A 16,883-nucleotide genomic window follows, 5' to 3' on the forward strand; every position below is an offset into this window, starting at 1 on the left:
ATGGCCGAACGCGGCGTCCTATCGCATCAAGGCGAAGGTGAGAGCTGCGATACCTCCTAGCGCGGTACCAGCGAGGATCTGCGCGATTGTGTGGGCCTTGAGGACGATGCGAGACCAGCCGATCGCGGCGGCGCCGAGGGCGGTGGGCAGCATCCAGGGGCCGAAAGCCAGCAGCAGAATCATCACGGTTCCGCCAGCTACCGAGTTGTGGATTGAGATCTGCCACTTGACGGTCACGAGCAGGGAGGACACGAGGCCGACGAGCATGGCGACCACCAGTGCGGAGACGCCCGCGGGTGCGCCGAGTACGTAGAGCAGGGTGATGCCGACTACGACAGAAACCAGGCTGAGGGCCATAGGGACGACCCGTTGGCGACGGACCCGGATGTGCTTGTCGGTGAGCCCACCGCGCTTGACCCCGAGCAGCACGATGCTGATGGGGATGATGCCGCAGAAGAGGGCGGCCAGAAGGCCCCAGCCGAGTCCGGCCCAGGAGCGAGTGCTGTGCCATCCGACGAGGAGCAGGAGTGCGATGACCAGGTTGGCAGGGGCGAGGATATCCGTGATGATCTTGGCGGACTTCTGTGCTGGGGTGCAGTCCGAGAAGGCAGGCGGCGGTGGCGGTGCGAAGGTCACGGGGTGGCTCCAGAGACGGTAGAACGGGTGGCGCTGAGGCGCTCGACATGGTTTCGGGCGAAGGTGGTGGCGATGTCGCAGAAGTAGGCGTCGGACAGTTCCAGCAGCAGGTGGGCCTCGGTGTCGAGGTCGTCTCCGGCCTGTGAGGGTGCCTCGGGATTGCCTGCTCGGGAGAGACCGGCGGAGTGCGCCTCGCGGGCGGCCCGGAGCCAGCATGCGTCAGCGGCCGTGGCGGCTGCCTTGCCAACCAGCCCCGCATCCTCGACGTGGTCCGCTGCCCGCAACCGCACGGAGACGGGCGCGTTGCCGTTCAGGATGAGCATGGCGTCACGGATCTCAATGGTGCGCCGGTACAGGCGGTCGCGGACTCCGCGGATGTCCAGGGCGTCGTGCAGTCGATGCCGCCTGGGCCTGTAGCGGATCTGTGGAGCGGCCTCGCTGAGGTGGTCCCACAACGGGTAGAGCTTGATCAGACACTGGTATTGAAGTACCGCGGTCCTGGCCTTCGGATAGGCCGGCATGCTGCTCCCGACGGAGATCAGGAGCAGGGGAACCAGAGCGAGGAGGCCGTTCAACGCGGTGTCCGCCTTCGCGGGCACCGGGTGGACGTCGAGTCTCGCGAAGATCAGCATGGACGCTCGGTGCGCCGCGTAGACGATGCCGATGCTTGTGCCGAGGCAGATGAGCCGCAGTCCCCGGCGCAGCAGCGCGGGCCCTGGCCTGCGTGACCACAGCCACGAGAGCCGTGAAGCGGTCAGCATGGCCCAGCCGAAGTACGTCGTCCAAGCGAGGACGTATGCCAGCAGCGTGGAGTCGTGCGGATAGGTCGTCAACAGGTCGACGGCTTCGTGCGGCCGGTCGGCTAGAGCGAACAGTGTGACCATCACCGCGAGCGTGACTGTCGGGACGACGACGCCGATACGCATCAGCCGTCGGCGGACCGCTGTGGTGGACGGTCGTGAACTCGCCGCTGCGGCAGCCAGAAAATCCACCACGAAAGCGGCAGCAGCAACCGCAGCCGCCTGCTTAAGAAGCGCAGAGAAGCTGTTGACACCGACGGTTCTGTCGAGCCACCGCGAAGCGGGATCCGTAGCGAAGCACATTTCTAGGGCAAGCACGAAGAAGGCTGCCCACAAAGACCGCTTCTCCTTGCTCCGCCAGGCCCCCGGCGCTCGCCAGATCGTGATCGCCCACAGGGCGATTCCCACACTCAGATCGATTACGCTCATGTTCGTCTACTCGATCAGGGCGTTCAGAAGATGATTTGACAGTGGGTCAGCCGGTCCCCGGGCTGCCTCCTCTGCCTGGCGAATCCGGCGGGCGAGTACTCCTGCGAGTCCTTCGGCGGCTTTCTCGTCGACATGCGTGTAACTCGTGCGGCCGAGAAGACTGACGATCCGATTGATCGGGAACCCGGCCCACTCCTCGACTGAGAGGACTTCTGCGAGGCTGCGATGCTGGGCGCTCACAGCTGGGGCCTCATGCTCATCAGCCGGAAGACAGGAGTGCCCGAGCAGCATGTGACACAGCTCGTGAAGGATGATGTGGGAGCGATGAAGTGGACTCGTCGCGTTTTCCACGAAGATGTGATCCGCTTTATCCAGCGCGATCCACGCGCCGCACGGTGCCTTATTCGATGAACTCTCGTGTTCTATCGCATGGATATGGATAGGTCGGCCGCGCCCCGAAGCGATACTCTCGCACAGCTTCTCGGCAGTGAACGGGACCGGTATATCCAGGGTTGCCGCAATGGCGGAGAAGTCGTTGCTCGCTCCGCTGGCCTGGCCACCCTTCCTCTGCCAGCTCCGCATGAATCTACTCCCCGCTCCAAATTCCTTCCGCGCCCACTCGGTTCGGATTCCAAAGCATAGGTGAGCGACGCATCACCTGCTGTAATTGGACCATTACTCGTGGTCGTTCGACTACGGAGCGTTAGGGAGTGAAGCGCAGGCATTCGAAGGGGTCTATCGCGGTGGTGTCGATAGATCACTTACGGTGATGAATCGCGTTATCGAAACTTGATCTGATGGCGAATTAGATGATCACGGCCGAAGGTCAGGACCCTGGCGGCCTCTCCGTCTTTTCATCTTCGAGCCCCTCCAGGGATCGGGCTCGCTCGATGAAGCCGGCGAGAGCCGAGAGAGTCGCCTTGGACAGGCCGTCGGCGCGGAGCGCAAGGTTTCGGACATCCTCGTCCTTGATCAGCTGCTCAAGGTCTTGCCGGGTGGCTGGCGAATCGCCCTCGGGTTCGGCGGCCTCGTCGTCGATGAAGTAGCTCGCCCGCACCTTGAAAGCCGCCGCCAGGGACTTGAGCGTGCCTGCGGTCGGATTCCCCTTGGCACCGCTGCGCAGCTTCTGGATCAAGCTCGCGCTGACGCTCGACGACGGGTTGCCAGTCTCGGTTGCCCAAGCTGTCGTGAGGTCAGCCACCTCCTGGTTCGTGAGTTGCCGACCGCTCGGGTGCGGACGGGTGTCGAACAGGTGGTTCAGTCTGGACTTGATCTCTCCCAAGGCATGCTCCATCAGGGTGCGGCGATAAGCACACTCTAGTGCGTCTCGTGGCTCCCCGTGGCAAGTGGGCACACTCTAGTCTCCCCATGCGGCGTACTTTGGTGTACGTTGTTCCCGGCCAGAGGGCGCACTAAAGTCCGAAGTTGCTGGTCAGGTGGGGTAAACGGGGTGGATGTGTGGCCCTGGATCGCCCTATGGTTCTGGTCCAGCCGCGAACGACGGCAGGACGCGAGAGGGGGATCGATGACATAGCTATGACCGGAAAAGAGTCCGGCGTCCCGGAGCTACCAACTCCTGGACGCCGGGCCAGCGCCCCGAAGGGCACCGATTCACATCTCGCGGGCGGCGTGCCTTTTGCACGAGAACGCCACACCGCACTCCTACGAACAACGGAGTATCGCATGCACGCCATGCCGAGCGAAACCTTGGCCGGCCGGGACGTCGCCCGCTACCAGCGCCTCGCAGCCCAACTCGCCGACATGATTCCCGGTGCAGCCACCATCAGGGTCAGCCTGAACGACCCGAAGCAGCAGTGGCCCCACCCGCACGCTGTCGTGAAGAACGCGGCCGGGGAGACGATCGACCTGAACCGGACAAGCGACAGGATCGCGGCCCGCTGGATCCTGCGGGTCTGGCCGGACCTGGACTGGAACCGGGCCCACACCTTCGACCTCGCCAGCGCTACCCTCACCCGCAGTGACCTGCTCGCCGCTGGTCGGAGCCGCTGACATGGCGCGTATCCGCACCATCAAGCCCGAGGCGTTCATATCGGAGTCGCTCGCCGAGGTGAGCATCGCGGCCGAGCGAACCTTCTTCGGCCTGCTCACCCAGTCCGACGACCACGGCCGTCACCGCGACAACGCTGCCATCATCGCCGGGCTGCTCTGGCCCCTGCGTGCCGAGCACACCTCGGTCCACGTCGAGGACGACCTCCAGCAGCTCGCCAACGCCGGTCTCATCTGCCGCTATACCGGCTGCGACGGCCGCCGCTACCTGCACATCGTGACCTGGACCGAGCACCAGAAGATCGACAAGCCGAGCCAGTCCCGCCTGCCCGCCTGCACCCGGCACCACGCGGCCGAGCGGTGCGCCCCCTGCAAGGGCACCTGCGCCAAGCCCACCGAGGAGTCGCCCACCCCTACCCGAGGGCTCGCCGAGGCTTCGCCGAACACTCCCCGAGCCCTCGATCTGCCCGCGCAGCCCGCCGCGACTCCTCCCGGCCGCCGAAGCGAGGCTCTGACCGCCCAGCAGGACGCCCTCGTGAGCATCGCAGGCACCCCTGACCAACAGGGCAAGAAAGATGCAGGTCAAACGGCATTCGCCGAGGGCTCCCCGAAGCCTCCCCGAAGCCTCGCCGAGGGCTCGGCGCCTGGATCTAGGATCCTGGATCCTGGATCTTCTTTCCCTACGGGGCGCACAGCGCCCGCAGCCACGGTGTCGGCCAACCAGCTCGTCGGCGAGTACATCGCTGCCTGCGACGAGCGACCGCCCAGCGACGTGATCGGCCACCTGGGGCGGATCACCAAGAAGCTCCTGGGCGAGGGCATCGCCCCGGCGCACATCCGGGGCGGGCTGGCGAACTTCGCGGCCAACCCGATGCACCCGAGCGTGCTGACCAGCATGGTCAACGAGGCCATGAACGCACGATCCGCCGGTTTGGCGCGGCCGGGAATCCGGCCTAACGTGCCCCCTCACCAGGCGTGGACCAACCCGGTCGACGCATTCTCCGCCTACGCCGAGGAGCTGTGATGCGCACCCGTACCCGCGAACCGCAGACCCTCGGCAGCGAGGGCACCCTGGACCGGATGGCCCGCATCCTGGCCGACCGGAACATCGACCCGGCCTCCGTCGCAGCGCTGCCCGACGAGACCGAGCCCCTCTCGCTGCTGGACCTCCTCTCTGCCGGGCTGCCCCCGCGCTACCAGGGCGCGGTCGCCGACCACCCGACGGTCCTGACCTGGGCCCGGGACGTGGCCGAGGCAGCGGTCGCCCCCAGCGTGGGAGCCCGACGGCAGGTCAGCACCGGGCCCAGCCTGCTGATGGCCGGGGTCGTCGGCGCGGGCAAGACCCACCAGGCGTACGGCGCGGTCAGGCACCTGGTGCAGAGCGGAGTCGGGGTGCGCTGGCGCGCGACCACCGCCGCCGACCTGTACGCCGAGCTGCGCCCGCGCCCCGGCACGGACAGCGAGCGGGAGCTGGCAGCCGTGGCCCGGTGCCCGCTGCTGATCCTGGACGACCTGGGCGCGGCCAAGGCCAGCGACTGGACCGAGGAGATCACCTACCGGCTGATCAACCGCCGGTACACCCACATGCTCCCCACGCTGATCACCACCAACCTGCGCATCGCCGACCTGCGCGCCTACCTCGGCGACCGGGTCACGTCCCGCCTGGTGGAGATGACCACCCGGGTCGAGTTCGAGCCGGTCGACCGCAGACGCCACCGCACCGCAGCCTGACCCACCGCAGGCCACCCATGCCGGGCCGCGCCCAGAGCGCCGCCTCGCCTCCCGACCCAGCGCACCCCTCCGCCGACGCCCCTGCGCGCGGAGAGCGATCGGAGCCACCTCGCATGACCAACACGACGATCAGCCCTGCCCACCACCGGTCGCTCGGCGACCACACCTGGCAGGACGACGCCGTCTGCCACCGCACCGAGTACAACCCGGTGGACCCCGAGACCTTCTTCCCCGAGCCGGACGAGACCGACAAGATCACAGTCGCAAAGGCGCTGTGCGCCCAGTGCCCGGTCCGCCGCACCTGCCTGGACGCCGCCCTCGAAGGCGGCGACACCCACGGCATCCGGGGAGGCATGACCCAGGAAGAACGCGAACCGCTGCACGACAAGCTCGCCAACCGCCTCGACTACAGCCGCGTCAACGCCACCGTCGCCGGGCGCGACATCCACCTCACCAAGACCGAGCGCCGCGCCGTCGTCCACGCCGCCTACCGCCACGGGGTGAACCAGCAGCGCCTGGCCTGGCTCCTGAAGATCACCGAGGAGCACGCCCAGAAGCTCTACCGCGAGACCCGCCGAGCCCTGCGCAACCGACACCTGGAGCAGACCGCGACCACCGCACCACCCCCGAGACCGACGCCGAGCCCCTGGGCCGCGACGACTTCGGGACGGCGGCGTGAGCACCGCCAGCACGCCCACAGCCGCGCACGTCACCGGCTGGGACCGCGCCGTCGTCATCGCCCTGGGCGGCGCGGGCTGCGCCCTGTCCTACGACGCGCTGCAGCAGATGGCCGTCGCCATCCACGTCCGGGGCTTCCTCACCTACCTCTTCCCGCTGCTGCTCGACGGCTTCATCGCCTACGGCATCCGGGCCCTGCTGGTCCTGCGCGCCGCCGCGCTGCGTGCGCGGCTCTACGTCTGGACGCTCTTCGGCACGGCCACCGCAGCCAGCATCTGGGCCAACGCCCTACACGCAGTCAGGCTCAACCAGGAGTCCGCCCCGGGCACCGGCCTGCGGCTGGGCAACACGGTGGTCGCGGTGCTGTCGACCATCGCCCCGCTCGCTCTGGCCGGCGCAGTCCACCTCTACATCCTCATCGCCCGGGGACCGGTTGAGGACAGTGACCGAGGTGACCTCGGACAGGCCGGTCACCCCGGTCAGGCTGACCGGCGCGAGGGCATCGCGGTCACCCGCACTGACCGACCCGGTCAGCAGCAGCCCCCGGCCGGTCAGGTCAGCGCCGGTCAGCCGGTCACCGCCCTGACCGCCCTGACCGCCCTGACCGACCTGACCGACCTGACCGACCTGCCCCGACTGTCCCTGGACGAGCAGACCTCATCGCCCCGGTCACTGACCGGGGACGGTGACCCGGCGAGCACCCGTAACCCGATCACCCGTCGCCAAGATTGGCCGCAGGAGGCCGTTGACCTGCCCGAACAGCTGGACACCGCGCTGCCGGTCACTGACTGTCCGGTCGGTACCGAGCCGGTCACCGGTCACCGGGACAGCCCCGTGCCGGTCACTGACCAGCCGGTCACCGCGCCGCCGGTCAGTGACCCCGAGACGCCGGTCACAGGTGACCGGCGGGCTGACCCGGACACCGAGGAACTGCTGGAGATCGCCCGGTCAGCGGTCAGGGACCAGGACAAGCTGACCCGCAAAGTGGTCGCCCAGGCGATCCGGGGTCAGCAGATCCCGCTGTCCAGCGACACGCTGACCGCCCTGATGGCCCAGCTCCGCGAGCAGCACGGACAGCCGGTCACCGCCACGCGGAACTGACCGGACAGCACGAAGCGGGTGACCGAGCCTGACACCTCGGCCGGTCACCCGCCCCCGCACCGTCACCCCACTCCCCTCCCGAGCGAACCGGAGAGCACGTCCCATGCGTACCCGTCCCGCAACACCGGCCGAGGTCGACTCCTGGCTGACCGTCCTGCACCAGCGCGGTCACCTCTACCGGGCCGAATCCGGGCCCGACAGCACCTGGACCGTGCAACGACGCCGACACAGCCGCCCCTGGACCCTGCACCACCCGGTCCTGGCCATGGACTGGATCGAGGACGTCGTCCGCGAAGTCCACCAGCACGATCCGGAGACGAGCCGGTGACCGCCAACGACCCCACGGCCACCACGTCCGGACAGCAGCGTGACCCCACGACGGCTCCTGACGGAGCAAGTTGTCGCCTACGACGGTCCTACGGCCCGTCGTACGCACTTGCCCCCGCCCCAGAGGCCGGGGGAGGTCCTGCTGGTCCCCGAGCGAGGGCGCCCGGGGACCAGCAGGACTCGCGGCACCAGGGGGCGCCACTCGCAGCAGGAGAAGCAACCGAGCCCGAACAGCCGAGCCCGAGCGCTCCAGCCTTCCCTGACCGCAAGCCGCGACGACGCGCCCGCAACCCCAGCGAGCGCACCCACAAGACCACCACCCGCCTGTCCGACACCGAGCAAGCCGAGATCACCGCCGCCGCCGAACAGCGCGCCGTCACCGTCGCCCGCTTCCTCGCCGCCGCCGGCCTCGCCGCCGCCCGCGGTTCGACCACCGTGCACACCAACGAGCAGCTCGACGCCGCCATCGACGAGCTGGCCGCCCTACGAACCGCCCTGGCCAGGGTCGGCAACAACATCAACCAGATCGCCTTCATCCACAACGCCGGAGGTCAGCCCCTCCCCGGCGAACTCGACAACTCACTCACGGCATTGACCACCCTCCTGTCCCGCATCGACAACACCTCCGACACCCTTGTTAGGAAACGACTCTGATGGTCCCCAAGATCCGACGCGGCTCCCGCACTCATGGCCTCCTGGTCTACCTGTACGGACCCGGCAAGCGCGACGAGCACACTGACCCCCACCTCGTCGGCAGTTGGGACGGCTTTGCCCCCGACCCCGGCCGCGACACCAGCCCCGACCCCGACCCCAAGGTCACCCTGGCCCGGCTCGCCGCCGCCCTGGACCTACGGGTCAAGCAGGCCGGCACCAAGGCACCGGCCGAGCACGTCTGGCACTGCTCGGTCCGCACCGACCCCGGCGACCGCACCCTGACCGACGCCGAGTGGAACACCGTCGCCCGCCGCCTGGTCCAAGCCACGGGCCTCGCCCCCGAGGGCGACCCGGATGGCTGCCGCTGGATCGCGGTGCGCCACGCGGAGGACCACATCCACATCCTGGTCACCATGGTCCGAGGCGACCTGCGCCGCCCCAGGATGAACTACGACTTCAAGAAGGCCCAGGCCGAATGCCGCCGCATCGAAGAAGAGATGGGCCTGCGCCACCTCAAGCCCGGCGACGGCACCGGAGCCAAGACCCCCACCAGCGCCGAGCGCTTCAAAGCCGAGCGCACCGGACGCACCGAACCACCACGCGAAACACTGCGCGAAGCCGTCCGCCAGGCCCTGGCCGGAGCCGCCACCGAAGAGGAGTTCTTCACCCGGCTGCACGAGGCGGGCCTGCGCGTCCGGATACGCAACGGCCCGTCCGGCGATGCCATCGGATACAACGTCGCACTACCCGGCGACCGCAACCGCGACGGCCAGCCGATCTGGTTCCCGGGCTCCAAGCTCGCCCCCGACCTGTCCCTGCCGAAGATCCGCTCGCGTCTGGCCGACGCGATGGCCGACCCTACGACGCCCCCGGCCGTCACCAGCGGCCGACCGGACTGGTCGCCGCCCGCCCGGGAACGACGCAGCGCCACCGCAGTCGCCGAGCACGCCGCCATTCTTCTCGACAGCGACGACGATGAAGCCGCAGCACACCTCGTCGGCTTCGGTGAACTCCTGGACGCGGTCGCCCAGACGTCCCCGGCCGCCACCCGCGCCGAGCTGGGCGCAGCCGCTCGTGCCTTCGAACGCGCCACCCGCAGCCACGTCCGAGCCGAGCGCGCCGACACCCGGGCGATCCGCTCGGCGGCCCGCGGCATCATCCAGGCCGGCAGCGCACTGGGCCGTGGCGAAGGCGGCGGCACCACCGCCATGCTCCTGTCCACCCTGGTCCTGGTCGCCCTCGCCGCCGCCCGCTGGCACTCCGCACGAGGCCACGCTCAGCAGGCCGCCGCCTCCCAGCAGACCGCCCAGCACCTGCGAGCCGCCTACCGCCAGGCCGCCGCCACACCCATGCAGGCCCTACGCGACCAGGGCCGCGCCCTGCCCGCAGCCGAACGCCGGACCCACGAGGCCACCATCCGTGCGACCCTGCCGCAAGCCCCGCCGCAGACGCAGGGCTCACCCAGGACCGATGCCCTGGCCGCCACCCTCGCCCAGGTCGAGCGGGAAGGCCACGACCCCAAGGCCCTCCTGCAGCAGGCCGTCGACATGCGCGAACTCGACACCGCCGACAACGTCAACGACGTCCTGGTCTGGCGACTGATCCGCCTCGCCCAACTCCCCACCCATCCAGTCGAAGCGACCCGCCGCCCGCAGACCACCACCCGAAAGCCCAACCCTGCGGCCAACCGCACCACCACCACCCGAACGGCACCCCCGACCCCAGCCCGCCCCACCGGCACCGACCCGCACAACCGCCCACCGCGTCGCTGACCAGCACTCCGGCAGGCTGACCACCAGCCTGCCGGACACCGCGAACCCCCTGGACAACCGGCTCCACCGGCTGTTACGGATAGAAGCAGAAGCCCCGACCGGGAGAAGAAGCTCGTGCACAGAACCACCGACCGCCCCGCAGAGCCGACCCCCGTGCTGCCCGCCCTCCCCGCCGGAACCGACCCCCTGCTCCAACTCGAGTACCAGACCGAACTGCCCAGCGGACCCGGAGCGACACGCTGCCTCCGCCACCCACACGAGCTGTCACTGCGCGGGATCCCCGCGATGTGCACGGTCTGCCGCGCCCGACGCGACTGGCTGCTCATCAACCACAGCCGCAACGTCTGGATCGTCTGCCGATGCAGCAACCAGTGGCTCGAACCCGAGATCAGCCGCGCCGACTTCGACGCCCTGATCGACATCCCAGACGGGACGATCTATCCCAGCGTCGAGCACGGGCTCGCTGCTCTCGGCTTCGACGGCGCCTTCGCCGGCATCTATCTGGGGTAACAAGCCGCAGATTCAGCCTTCGTCCCGGCTGCGGTCGTCGACCTTCTCCCACAACCCAACGCAGCGATGCCGTCTGTCGTTACGTACGTGGAGGCGACGACCATGTGAGGCCGTCGATCTCTGACCAGGCCCTCGCCAGGCGCCGTCTTGGCAGGAACCGCGCGACGAAAATTGGGACGACGGGTAACAACCACCTGAATATGCTTGCCAGGTGACTGCCGAGATTGACGAGCAAGAGTACCTGCGAGCGCTGCTGAGCCGACTGGAGACAGTGAAGGCGTTTCAGGAGCTGACCAGCACACCCACGCCCGCTTGGACAGTCGAGCCGGGCAGCCCGCTTGCAGGTGACGACGCCAAGACCGCGCCCTACCAGGTATCCCAACTGGCTTGGCAGGCGCTTCTCGTGTCCTCTGACCACTTGTACTGCCTGCGCCGAACCCTTATCGGCGACCAGCAGGGCAAGAAGATCACCGTCACGATGCACATTTACGCGCAGGCCACCCTGCTTCGCGGGGCATACGAAAACGCGGCCCGCGCTGTATGGCTACTCGCTCCCACGTCGCGCCTCACGCGCATCCAGCGTCGCTTGTCTCTCCACATGGACGACAACACGCACTCGGACCGGATGCATGAGCTCATGGGCCAGGCCCCAGCTCGCACCCCCGACGTTCGCAAGCAGCAGCTGGTCGACCTGGCTGCAGCTGCCGGCATAGAGGAGAGCAGTCTTCCCAAGGCGATCAAGTTCATCGGCTTCAAGCAGATGGTTCGTGGCGCTGGGGAAGAACTGGCCGACGTTGGGGCCGATACGGCCGAGGCCGTGTGGAGCGCGTGCAGTTCCCTTGCTCACGGCGACATCTCCAGTATGACCTTCCTGGAGCGCGAGATCGTCAGCAGCACGGGTACGGTTCACCAGACTCGGCTGACAGCTGACCACCGTGTTCTCCTTTGGATGACTGACCACACGGTCCGGATGCTCGACTTCGCTATCAAACTCCACAAGGTGCGCTGCGCAGCGCCATGGCAGCGGTAGCCCATTGCTGAGGCGATCCGTCGGTTGCCAACACCCACGAATAGGCCACTTCGGAATGCGACTGATCCGCCAACTTGGCCAGCGGAGTTGCATTCCCCGCTCAGGCCATTCTGTTTCACCCAGTGGGCGCGGTCCGGTGTGTCTCGGTACCCCAGGCGAGTGCGGCTGCGAGGGCGGACAGCGCGGCGAGGGCCGCGAAGAGTCGTGGGTCGCCGCCGAGGGGGTGGACGAGAGCGGCTGCAGCGAAGGGGGTGAGGGCCTCGGCGATGATGATCGGCGCGGCCAGGAGGGCGCTGGTGCGGCTGTACGCGGTGGTGCCCCAGCGGTCAGTGACGGCGGTGGCCTGGAGCAGGGTGAAGTTGCCGCGGACGGCTCCGGCAAGGATGACCAGGGCGATCAGCAGGGGTGCGGGTCCTGGGACGGCGGCCAGCAGTGCGGTGGTGGCTCCGCCTGCGGCGATCAGGGCGACGGTGCGGGTGCGGACGCTGGTGCGGCGGGCGAAGTTGGCGTACAGCGTGCGGCCCAGGGTCTGCCCCAGGCCGCCCAAGCCCAGGGCCCAGGCGGCGAGGGTGGGGTTGACGCCTCGGTGGGTGAGCAGGGGGACCAGGCCGAAGATGACGCCGTAGAGCGCGAAGCCGGAGGTGGCGAAGGCGGCGGTCAGCATCAGGAATGGGCGGCTGGTCGTGATCCGGCCCGGGTGCTCGTGGTAGTCGGTGGTGGGCTTGTCCGCTGGTGGCCAGGGTGCGTGCAGGGCCAGGGCGTGGGCGGGGATGGTCATAGCGGCCAGGATCGCGGCCAGGGCGAGATAGGTGTCGCGCCAGGTCAGGTGGGTGGCGAGGGTCGCGGTCAGGGGCGCGAAGACGGTGGAGGCCAGGCCCCCGGCCAGGGTGAGGGTGGTCAGGGCGCGGACGCGGTCGGAGCCGTGCCAGCGGGTGAGGGCGGCGAACGCGGGCTGGTAGAAGGTGGCGGCCATGGCGGTCCCAGCCAGGAGCCATCCGGCAGTGAAGGCCGACAGGTTCGGCGCGGTGGCCACAACGACCAGTGCGACGGCTGCCAGGCAAGAGCCCGCAGTCATCAGGATGTGTGGACCGTGCCGGTCCAGGGTGCGGCCGACGGGTATGCCGACGGCGGCGGAGACCAGCAGGGCGGTGGTGAACGCGGCGGTCACTTGCGAGCTGGACCAGCCGGTCTGGGCGGTGATGTGCGAGGTGAGGACCGGGAAGGCGTAGTACAGGGCACCCCAGCCGGTGACCTGGGTGACGCAGAGCGCGGGCAGCGCGGCGCGCGGCCGAGCCGGGAGTGTCCCGGTCTCGGCCGCGTCGGTGTGAAGGGTCGTCACCGGGACGGTCAGCAGCTGTTGCTGGAGGGCGATGGTGCGCCGAGGCCGACGCTCAGCAGTGCGGGCGCGGGGGCCGCGCAGCAGCCTCCGCCTTCGCTTTGGGCGGCGTCGGGGTCGTCGAAGAGTCCGGCTCCGCCGCAGACCCCGGTGTCGGGGAGGGTGAGTTCGACGCGGGCGGCGGCCTCGTGGTCGCCGGCCAAGGCGGCGGCGACCGAGCGGACCTGCTCGTAGCCGGTCATGGCCAGGAAGGTCGGGGCGCGGCCGTAGCTCTTCATGCCGACCAGGTACACGCCCTCCTCCAGGTGGCCGAGCTCGTTCGCGCCGTGGGGGTAGACGGTGCCGCAGGAGTGCTGGTTGGGGTCGATCAGCGGGGCGAGCTTGACCGGGGCCTGGAGGCGCTCGTCCAAGGTCAGGCGCAGTTCGCTCTGCCAGGAGTGGTCGGGGCGGAACCCGGTCAGGCCGATCACGTGGTCCAGGTCCTCGATGCGGCGGCCGTCGTCGGCCACCAGCACCAACCGGCCGCCGGACTCCTCGACGCGTTCGGTGCGGAAGCCCTGGACGACCTCGATGTGCCCGGCCGCCACCGCCTCCTTCGCTCGCAGGCCCAGCGCGCCACGGGCGGGCAGCTCGTCGGACTCGCCGCCACCGAAGGCGTTGCCGACCTGTCCGCGCCGCAACACCCACACCGCACGCGTACCGCTCTCGTCCTTGGCCAGCTCGGCCAGGGTCAGCAGGGCGGTCAGGGCGGAGTGACCCGAGCCCACGACGGCGGTGCGCTTGGTCGCGTGCCGGGCGGCGATGGCCGGGTCGGCGGTGTCGGGGGCGAGGTAGGTGATCCGGTCGCCGTGGGCGTACTCGCCTGCGGCCGGGAGGCCGTCGCTGCCCAGCGGGTTGGGCGAGGTGAAGGTGCCGGTGGCGTCGATGATCGCCCGGACCTGGAGGCGTGCCTGGACGCCGTCCGCGTCGCGGGTGTGGAGGGTGAAGGGCTGGTCCTGGCGGCCGGAGTCGACGATGCGGTCCCGGCCCCGGCTGGCCGCGCCGGTGACGGTGGTGTTGTAGCGCACGCGCTCACCGAGGACGTCGGCCAGTGGCTGCAGGTACAGCGTCGCCCACTCGGCGCCGGTGGGATAGCGCTTGGCCTCGGGGCGGGTCCAGCCGGTGGGCTCCAGCAGGCGGGCGGCGGCCGGGTCGACCAGCTCGGACCAGGCGGAGAAAAGTCGGACGTGGCCCCACGCCCGGACGGCGGAGGCGGCCGAGGGCCCGGCCTCCAGGACGATGGGCTCCAGGCCGCGTTCCAGCAGGTGGGCTGCGGCGGCGAGTCCGATCGGGCCCGTTCCGACCACCGCGATCGGCAGGGCTGCGGTGGTCGGGTTGCTGTTCTCGCTCATGGCTTTCGTCTCCGTGTGGTTCGGATCGTGCGTGGGTGGCCAGTGGATGAGGGTGTTGCGGGGCTGGTCAGCAGCAGTCGGCCCCGGCGGCGACGGCTTCGGTCTTCGCGGCGGGGTCGCAGCAGGCCGAGGCGGTCTCGGCGGCCTGAGCGGTGCCGCAGCACGGGCTTGCCGCTGCAGCAGGGGCGGTCGTCTCGGCGGGGGCGGTGCCGCAACATGCGGTGGTGGGTGTACCGGTGCTCTCGCTCATGGCGTGCTCCTCATGGTGGTCATGCGGATGCTCGTGGAGGTGGCTCATCTACCCCACGCCTTGCTTCGACGTCCGTCGATACAATCGAGCTTGCCGACTGATTCGATGGATGTCAAGATAGACACATGTCGAATCAGAGCATCGCGGAGCTGCCGGTCCTCCAGCCCGAGGCCGTGCCGTGCTGCCCGCCGGTCACCTCGGCCCAGCTGTCCGAGGCCGACGCGGTCACGATGGCCGCGATGTTCAAGGCCCTGGCTGACCCGGTGCGACTGCGCCTATTCTCCAAGGTCGCCTCGCATCCGGACGGAGAGGCGTGCGTGTGCGACATTCAGGATGTCGGCGTCGCCCAGCCCACCGTCAGCCACCACCTGAAGAAGCTGCGCGAGGCCGGCCTGCTGGCCTCCGAACGGCGCGGGACCTGGGTCTACTACCGCGTCGAGCCCGGCGCACTCGCCGCGATGGCGACCCTGCTCGGCTCCAGCCGGTAGCCCGGACACCCCCGGGACAGGCGGCACTGGCCCGTCGATTTTCCGCAGGCGCCCTGGGCGACGCGGCTCCTGGAACGCCCCCCGGCGGCGGGAGGGGTATGTCGGGCAGTCGCCTAGATTTCCCTTTTGGCGGACGCTTAGCGCATCATCATATGGAAGGTCAACTAGACGTCCCCAGCCGTCAGGAGGACTACGACGGACATCACCACCAGCGACCTGGCCCGCGAACTGGGCGTTCCCGTCCAGAGGGTCATCGAAGTCGCCCGCGACCACTGCGATTGGTACCTCGCAGGGTACCTGCGAGTCCCGAACCACGTCGCCGACACGATCCGGACCAGGCTCGCCGACCAGAACCAGGGCACCGCCGCCGTTGCGCCGCCCACCGCTGAGAACACGCCCCGCCGCCCGGCGGCCATCGGCTCCAACTCCCCCTTCCCCCAACCTCCGCCGCGTCCGCGCAGCCGCACCCCGTGGGTACGCATCGCCGACCTGCCCAGCCTGGAGCGGCTCTTCGCCCGGCGCTACGTCGAGGCGGAGACGACAACCCTGCGCCGGATCAACCCCGACCGGCTGCCGCCGGACGTGCACTTTCGCGTTCAGCACGAAGCGCGCAGCTGGGGCGGCGAGTTCTTCGACGACTACGAGACAGCGGCCTGGCTGGCCATCGGCGTCCTGGACCCGCAGACCGCAGCACAGTGCCGTTCGGCCGGGATCGGCCCCGACGTGCTCCTGCGGCCGTTCCGGATCCCCGGGAAGGCGCAGCACGAAGGCAAACTGACGCTCAAGCAGGCCCTGGATTGCCAGGCCGCCAGCGTCGAGGAGATCCGGATGCACCTGATGGAGACCGGCGTCCTGCCCGGCCACGCACAGGCATCCTGACCCCCGCCCGGTGCGGGACGGCGTATCAGCCCGACCATCGGGGTGCCGTTCCGCGCCGGGGCAGCCGCACCGGCCGCTCACTGCCGACTCAGCCGTGGTCAGTGCGGTCACGGCCGAAGAGCAGGGCGACCAGGGCCAGGCCCACGACGCCGCCGATCAGTTCCATGCCGATGAAGCCGGGCAGGGAGGAGGGGGCGATGCCGGCGAAGCTGTCGGTGAACGCGCGGCCGATGGCAACGGCGGGATTGGCGAAGCTGGTGGAGGAGGTGAACCAGTAGGCGGCGCCGATGTAGGAGGCGACCGCGACCGGTGCGAACCGCAGCTGGTCCTTCTTCGCAAGGCCGAAGATCAGCAGGACCAGTCCGGCGGTGGCCACGACCTCGCCGATCAGCAGGTGCCCGGCGGAGCGGTCGTGGGTGGACCACTTCACCAGGGCCTTGCCGAACATCGCGTCCGCCAGCACCGCGCCGCCGATTGCGCCCGTGGTCTGCGCGGTGATGTAGGCGGCGACCTCGCGCACGGGCAGGTGGTCGCGTTGCGTGCGGCGGGTCCACCAATCGGCCAGGGTGACGACCGGGTTGAAGTGGGCGCCGGAGACCGGGCCCAGCAGCAGGATCAGCACCCCCAGGCCGAAGACGGTGGCGGTGGAGTTGGCCAGCAGTTGCAGGCCCACGTCCTGGGTGAGCTCGGTGGCCTGGATGCCGGAGCCGACCACGACCGCGACCAGCGCGGCAGTGCCGACCAGCTCGGCCGCGACCTTGCGGAACAGGGGGTCGGGGCCCAGGTCGGCGACGAGCGGCTCGGTCAGATCGGTGGGTCTGGCCTCGTCTATGGCACTCACGAAGAACACTCCAGGAAGGGCGG

At 69.4% G+C, this 16,883-nt stretch carries 19 protein-coding genes and 1 pseudogene; 12 read left to right on the forward strand and 8 right to left on the reverse strand.

Annotated elements, in window-relative coordinates; all coding sequences use genetic code 11:
• Positions 1-18: 18 nt before the first annotated feature.
• The 4 genes from GXW83_RS02170 to GXW83_RS02185 form a co-directional block, all read right to left on the reverse strand.
• Positions 19-636 carry a hypothetical protein gene (locus GXW83_RS02170; protein WP_182441178.1) on the reverse strand — a complete coding sequence of 206 codons (618 nt, stop codon included), beginning with the start codon at positions 634-636 and terminating at the stop codon, positions 19-21.
• Positions 633-1,865, reverse strand: a complete 1,233-nt coding sequence (locus GXW83_RS02175; protein ID WP_182441179.1) for an MAB_1171c family putative transporter — start codon at positions 1,863-1,865, stop codon at positions 633-635. Before GXW83_RS02175 ends, GXW83_RS02170 begins: the two co-directional genes overlap by 4 nt.
• 6 nt (positions 1,866-1,871) lie before the next feature.
• Positions 1,872-2,447, reverse strand: a complete 576-nt coding sequence (locus tag GXW83_RS02180; RefSeq protein WP_182441180.1) for a hypothetical protein — start codon at positions 2,445-2,447, stop codon at positions 1,872-1,874.
• Positions 2,448-2,691: 244 nt separating this feature from the next.
• Positions 2,692-3,147, reverse strand: coding sequence for a transcriptional regulator (locus GXW83_RS02185; RefSeq protein ID WP_182441181.1), 456 nt, complete (start codon positions 3,145-3,147; stop codon positions 2,692-2,694).
• A 401-nt stretch (positions 3,148-3,548) separates the two neighbouring features.
• Between GXW83_RS02185 and GXW83_RS02190 the strand changes: the two genes are divergently transcribed.
• From GXW83_RS02190 to GXW83_RS02235, 10 genes and pseudogenes are all read left to right on the forward strand, one after another.
• A complete protein-coding gene (locus GXW83_RS02190; protein ID WP_182441182.1) occupies positions 3,549-3,875 on the forward strand; it encodes a transcriptional regulator in 327 nt (108 codons plus the stop codon).
• A gap of 1 nt (position 3,876) precedes the next feature.
• Positions 3,877-4,896 (forward strand): hypothetical protein, encoded by a 1,020-nt coding sequence (locus GXW83_RS02195; RefSeq protein ID WP_182441183.1) that lies wholly within the window; start codon positions 3,877-3,879, stop codon positions 4,894-4,896.
• Positions 4,896-5,603, forward strand: a complete 708-nt coding sequence (locus GXW83_RS02200) for an ATP-binding protein (RefSeq protein WP_182441184.1) — start codon at positions 4,896-4,898, stop codon at positions 5,601-5,603. The genes GXW83_RS02195 and GXW83_RS02200 overlap by 1 nt, the downstream gene beginning before the upstream one ends.
• Before the next feature lie 113 nt (positions 5,604-5,716).
• Positions 5,717-5,920, forward strand: a pseudogene (locus tag GXW83_RS35230) (WhiB family transcriptional regulator); the annotation flags it as partial.
• A gap of 358 nt (positions 5,921-6,278) precedes the next feature.
• Positions 6,279-7,382: a DUF2637 domain-containing protein gene (locus tag GXW83_RS02210; protein WP_182441185.1), complete on the forward strand. Its 1,104-nt coding sequence runs from the start codon at positions 6,279-6,281 to the stop codon at positions 7,380-7,382.
• 103 nt (positions 7,383-7,485) lie between these two features.
• The gene (locus tag GXW83_RS02215) at positions 7,486-7,710 is read left to right on the forward strand and encodes a hypothetical protein (protein WP_182441186.1); all 225 of its coding nucleotides are present in this window, start codon (positions 7,486-7,488) and stop codon (positions 7,708-7,710) included.
• Positions 7,707-8,363, forward strand: a complete 657-nt coding sequence (locus GXW83_RS02220; protein WP_182441187.1) for a hypothetical protein — start codon at positions 7,707-7,709, stop codon at positions 8,361-8,363. The genes GXW83_RS02215 and GXW83_RS02220 overlap by 4 nt, the downstream gene beginning before the upstream one ends.
• Positions 8,363-10,135, forward strand: coding sequence for a mobilization protein (locus tag GXW83_RS02225; RefSeq protein WP_182441188.1), 1,773 nt, complete (start codon positions 8,363-8,365; stop codon positions 10,133-10,135). Before GXW83_RS02220 ends, GXW83_RS02225 begins: the two co-directional genes overlap by 1 nt.
• A gap of 114 nt (positions 10,136-10,249) precedes the next feature.
• Positions 10,250-10,645, forward strand: coding sequence for a hypothetical protein (locus tag GXW83_RS02230; RefSeq protein WP_225446696.1), 396 nt, complete (start codon positions 10,250-10,252; stop codon positions 10,643-10,645).
• Between the two features lie 211 nt (positions 10,646-10,856).
• A complete protein-coding gene (locus GXW83_RS02235; RefSeq protein WP_182441189.1) occupies positions 10,857-11,675 on the forward strand; it encodes a hypothetical protein in 819 nt (272 codons plus the stop codon).
• A gap of 115 nt (positions 11,676-11,790) precedes the next feature.
• Here GXW83_RS02235 and GXW83_RS02240 read toward each other — a convergent pair whose 3' ends face one another.
• From GXW83_RS02240 to GXW83_RS02250, 3 genes are all read right to left on the reverse strand, one after another.
• Positions 11,791-13,014, reverse strand: coding sequence for an MFS transporter (locus GXW83_RS02240; RefSeq protein ID WP_182441190.1), 1,224 nt, complete (start codon positions 13,012-13,014; stop codon positions 11,791-11,793).
• 8 nt (positions 13,015-13,022) lie between these two features.
• Positions 13,023-14,402, reverse strand: a complete 1,380-nt coding sequence (locus GXW83_RS02245; RefSeq protein ID WP_182441191.1) for an NAD(P)-binding domain-containing protein — start codon at positions 14,400-14,402, stop codon at positions 13,023-13,025.
• Positions 14,403-14,469: 67 nt separating this feature from the next.
• Complete coding sequence (locus tag GXW83_RS02250) at positions 14,470-14,652, reverse strand: hypothetical protein (protein WP_182441192.1); 183 nt, start codon at positions 14,650-14,652, stop codon at positions 14,470-14,472.
• 125 nt (positions 14,653-14,777) lie between these two features.
• On the opposite strand from GXW83_RS02250, the gene GXW83_RS02255 reads away from it, so the two are divergent.
• Entirely contained in the window at positions 14,778-15,140 is a 363-nt protein-coding gene (locus GXW83_RS02255) for a metalloregulator ArsR/SmtB family transcription factor (protein ID WP_182441193.1), read from the forward strand.
• A 582-nt stretch (positions 15,141-15,722) separates the two neighbouring features.
• Positions 15,723-16,019 (forward strand): hypothetical protein, encoded by a 297-nt coding sequence (locus GXW83_RS02260; protein WP_182441194.1) that lies wholly within the window; start codon positions 15,723-15,725, stop codon positions 16,017-16,019.
• A gap of 88 nt (positions 16,020-16,107) precedes the next feature.
• Here GXW83_RS02260 and GXW83_RS02265 read toward each other — a convergent pair whose 3' ends face one another.
• A complete protein-coding gene (locus GXW83_RS02265) occupies positions 16,108-16,851 on the reverse strand; it encodes an aquaporin (protein ID WP_370466852.1) in 744 nt (247 codons plus the stop codon).
• Positions 16,852-16,883: the final 32 nt, after the last annotated feature.

Origin of the sequence: Streptacidiphilus sp. PB12-B1b, from assembly GCF_014084125.1 — a bacterium.
Taxonomy (GTDB): domain Bacteria; phylum Actinomycetota; class Actinomycetes; order Streptomycetales; family Streptomycetaceae; genus Streptacidiphilus.